Annotated in this window: 4 protein-coding genes and 1 pseudogene; 4 read left to right on the top strand and 1 reads right to left on the bottom strand. The window is 65.8% G+C overall.

Features of this window, described 5'->3' with window-relative positions:
* The 4 genes and pseudogenes from AC2VOU_RS04230 to AC2VOU_RS04215 all read left to right on the top strand — a co-directional run.
* A pseudogene (locus AC2VOU_RS04230) lies at nucleotides 1-249 on the top strand (TetR/AcrR family transcriptional regulator); the annotation flags it as partial.
* Nucleotides 250-257: 8 nt separating this feature from the next.
* A complete protein-coding gene (locus AC2VOU_RS04225) occupies nucleotides 258-1376 on the top strand; it encodes a VOC family protein (protein WP_486956222.1) in 1119 nt (372 codons plus the stop codon).
* A complete protein-coding gene (locus AC2VOU_RS04220; protein ID WP_486956221.1) occupies nucleotides 1373-2311 on the top strand; it encodes a fumarylacetoacetate hydrolase family protein in 939 nt (312 codons plus the stop codon). The genes AC2VOU_RS04225 and AC2VOU_RS04220 overlap by 4 nt, the downstream gene beginning before the upstream one ends.
* Nucleotides 2311-3501, top strand: a complete 1191-nt coding sequence (locus tag AC2VOU_RS04215) for a cytochrome P450 (RefSeq protein ID WP_486956220.1) — start codon at nucleotides 2311-2313, stop codon at nucleotides 3499-3501. The genes AC2VOU_RS04220 and AC2VOU_RS04215 overlap by 1 nt, the downstream gene beginning before the upstream one ends.
* 10 nt (nucleotides 3502-3511) lie before the next feature.
* Here the strand turns inward: AC2VOU_RS04215 and AC2VOU_RS04210 are convergent.
* Nucleotides 3512-3874, bottom strand: a 363-nt coding sequence (locus AC2VOU_RS04210) for an acyl-CoA dehydrogenase family protein (protein ID WP_486956219.1), incomplete at its 5' end; no start/stop codon positions are given.

The following is a 3874-nucleotide window of genomic DNA, read 5'->3' as shown; positions in this document are numbered from 1 at the left end:
GCCCGCGCGATGTTCATTCAGACGCGCGCCCAGACCTGTGACCAGTTGGCCGAAACCATCCGTGAGCTAGGGCCAGATCTCACCGAGGCTCACATTTCTCAACTCGTCACCTATGCCATGGCCGGCGCCGACGGACTCTTCATCGCCAAGGAGATCGGCGGCGACGCAGTGGATCTGATCGCCCTCTTCGAGTTGCACGCCCGCGCGTTGTACGACACCGCACTGCGGTTGATCACGGAAGGCCAGTAAGGGAAAACATGACGGCCCACGCGGATCTGCACAGCGAGCACGGCGCCCGCCGCGGTGAGCACCCGGGGCGGTCACTGAATCCGGTGATCAAAGTCCATGACCTGGCCTGGCTGGAGTTCCAGAAGCCGGATCTGCTTCGGGCAGAGGTATTTGCGCACGCGTTCGGCTTCACGACGGTGTCGCGCAGCGGCGGCGAGCTGTATCTGCGCGGCAGTGACGCGGGCGCGCCGTGTGTGCTGATGCGCCGCGGGGCGACATCACGCTTCGTCGGTACGGCGTTCGCGGCAAATGACGAGGCCGACGTGCGACGACTGGCCACCGCGAACGGAACGCGGCCACGCGCCTTACCCGATGCGATCGGCGGTCTCGCGGCCGATCTGACCGATCCCAGCGGGATGCCGGTTCGCGTGGTCGCGGGTGTCCGTCGACTCGCCGCACTCCCGGCCCAGTCGGTGGCGACGTTCAACGTCGGCGCGGACGTTCTGCGCGCCAACACGGTTCAGCGGCCACCCCGGCAACCGGCGCGGATTCAGCGGCTCGGGCATGTGGTGTTGCAGACGACCAAGTATCGCGAGTCGCTGAATTGGTACCTCGACCAACTCGGCATGATCGTCAGCGACTTCCTGTTCTTTCCCGGTCAGCGCGATCTCGGGCCGACGATGAGCTTCATGCGCTGCGACCGTGGCCAGACCCTGGCCGACCACCACACGGTCGCGCTCGCACTGGGGCCGACCAACCGCTACGTCCACTCGGCGTACCAGGTGTGCGACCTCGACGCCCTCGCTGCCGGCGGAGAGTACCTGAAAGACTCCGGCTACCAACGCAGCTGGGGGATTGGCAGACATATCCAGGGCAGCCAGATCTTCGACTATTGGCGCGACCCCGACGGATTCATGGTCGAACATTTCATCGACGGAGACATGTTCGACTGCACGCTGGAACCAGGCTGGGCGCCGTTCACCGGATCCGGCTTGGCCCAGTGGGGCCCGCCGGTCACCAAGGACTTCCTCGGGACCAACCCGCGATCCCTGCCCCACGAAGCGCGGTCGATGATCGCCGCACTGCGCGCAGACAACGAATTCGACATCCGTCGCCTGATCGGCCTGATGAAAGTAGCCACGTCATGACCCTTTCGATCCTGCGCACCGCCGACGCCTGGTGGGTCACCACGGCGGCCGGGGCCGTCAAGGTCGACAGCGACGCCACCACGACGGCGGGGCTCCTGGCCGACCGCGCCGCCGTCACCGCGGCCGCGTCGGGTTCCGCCGCGGTACCCGTCGAGAGCCTGGCACTGCTCTCGCCGCTGACCGCGCCGTGCCGAGTGGTGGCGCAGATGACCAACTTCACCTCGCACGTCGAAGACGCCGGCATGGACCCGACGTCGATTCCACTCACGTTCTTCCGCAAGGCATCCGGGTCCATCGCCGGGCCGTCCGACGATATCGTCAAGCCGTCGCACGTCAAGTTCCTGGACTACGAAGTCGAGATCGGTCTCGTGATCGGTCGCGAGATCCCGGTCGGCACCGAGGTCTCCGAAGCGAACCTGGCCGACTACATCGCCGGTCTGGTAGTGACCAACGATGTGTCGGCCCGGGATGTCCAGCTCCCCAAAACCCAGTTCTACGAGTCGAAGTCGTATCCGACGTTCACGCCGGCCGGTCCGGCGCTGGTGCTGCTGGACGCCGGTGAACTCAAACGCTTCGGCGAACTGCGCCTCCAGTTGCGGGTCAACGGCGAACTCCGCCAGAACGCCATCGTCGACGGCGACATGATCTACCCGCCGGTACAGGCGCTGCAGGGGCTGGCTCGCTTTCAGCGACTGGACCCGGGTGACGTCGTCTTGACCGGAACCCCGGTGGGCACCGCACTCAGCGCGCCGCCCAAGCCGATCGAAATCATCGGCTCGCTGCTGCCGCCCGCCGTCAAGTGGAAGGCGTTCTTCAGCCGCCAGGCCAAGAATCCGAAGTACTTGCAGGACGGCGACATTGTGGAAGCTGCGGTTGCCACCGACGACGGAGCGATCGACCTGGGTTCTCAACGCAACGTGGTGAGGTACGCGTGATGCGTCGCGCGCCCGCCGGCATACCGGTCTACCGACCGGACATCTACGCGACCGAGGCCATTGTCGACCCGCATCCGCACTACGCCCGGCTTCGCGAACTGGGTCCCGTGGTGTGGCTGCCGAAGCAGCGGGTGTGCGCGTTGCCTCGGTTCGGCGAGTGCAAGGCCGTGCTGCGCGACGACAAGACGTTCGTCTCCGCCAACGCGGTAGCGCTCAATCCCATCAGCAATCGACTTTCCCACGGCACGACACTGGCCAGCGACGGCGCCGAGCACAGCCTGCGGCGCAAACTCGTGGCGCACCGGATGCTGCCGAGGGCGTTGCGTGCCATCAGCGACAGCGTGGACGAGCAGGCCGCTCAAGTCGTCGATGCCGCGCTGGGTAAGGGCGAGATCGACGGCGTGGCAGACCTCGCGACCGCGTTGCCGTTGGCGGTGGTGCCAGACCTGGTCGGGTGGCCGCGCGACCAGCGCGAGCATCTCCTCACCTGGGCCGGGGCGACATTCGACGTCCTGGGTCCGCTGAATCGGCAGTGGCTCAGAGCATCTCCGTCGAGTGTCCAGATGCTGCGCTTCGCGCGCCGCGTTGTTCGCCACCGCAGTGTGATCGAAGACAGCCTGGGCCACGACGTTCTGACCGCGGCAGACCAAGGGCGGCTGTCGCGCAGCGAATGTCCACCGCTGATGGTCGACTACATGGCTCCCTCGCTGGACACCACGATCAGCGCGATCTCCAGTGCGCTGCAATTGTTCGCGATATTTCCGGAGCAATGGGAGATCCTGAAGGGCAATCGGAATCTGATTCCGAATGCCGTCAACGAAGTCGTCCGCTACGAGTCGCCGGTGCGCGCCTTCGCGCGAAAAACCTTTCGGAAGAAGATCATTGGCGAGGCCACGCTCCCCGCTGGGTCGCGAGTCCTGGTGATCTACGCCTCGGCCAATCGCGACGAGCTGGAATGGGACCAACCCGACGTGTTCGATGTCCGACGCGACGCCACCCGACAGCTGGGCTTCGGCCACGGTGCCCATGCCTGCGCCGGGCAGGGATTGGCCCGCCTGGAAACCGAGGCGATGTTGCGTGCGTTGGCGGATCGTGTGGATCGGATCGAGCTGACCGCACCGCCAACGTGGGCCGTCAACAACATCATTCGGCGCCACGAACGCCTGCCGCTCAAGCTCATTGCCGCCTGAGCGGCCGCACCTACTTCAGCTCAAACGACGACAGGCCCAGCAGGCGGCGCGCGACCACCAATTGCTGGATCTGTTGGGTGCCTTCGAAGATGTCCATGATCTTCGAGTCGCGGGCCCACTTCTCCAGCAGCGTCTCTTCCGAATAGCCGATGGTGCCGGCCAATTCGACCGCCTTGAGGGTGATGTCGCTGCCGACCCGGCCGGCCTTGGCCTTCGACATCGAGGCCTCTTTGGAGTTGGGAATGTTGTTGTCGGCCTGCCAGGCCGCACGCAGGGTCAGCTGGTAGGCCGACTCCCACTCGGCCTCCATCCGCAGGAACTCGGCCGCGGCGGCGCTCTGCACTTGAGCGGGCTTGTCGTAGGAGATCTCCAC

Source organism: Mycobacterium sp. TH-M25 (assembly GCF_057473665.1).
This window is presented reverse-complemented; position numbering and strand designations above follow the sequence as displayed.

Coding starts and splice junctions, on each gene's coding strand:
- AC2VOU_RS04225 (WP_486956222.1), top strand. CDS start 258: ATGACGGCCCACGCGGATCTGCACAGCGAGCACGGCGCCCGCCGCGGT.
- AC2VOU_RS04220 (WP_486956221.1), top strand. CDS start 1,373: ATGACCCTTTCGATCCTGCGCACCGCCGACGCCTGGTGGGTCACCACG.
- AC2VOU_RS04215 (WP_486956220.1), top strand. CDS start 2,311: ATGCGTCGCGCGCCCGCCGGCATACCGGTCTACCGACCGGACATCTAC.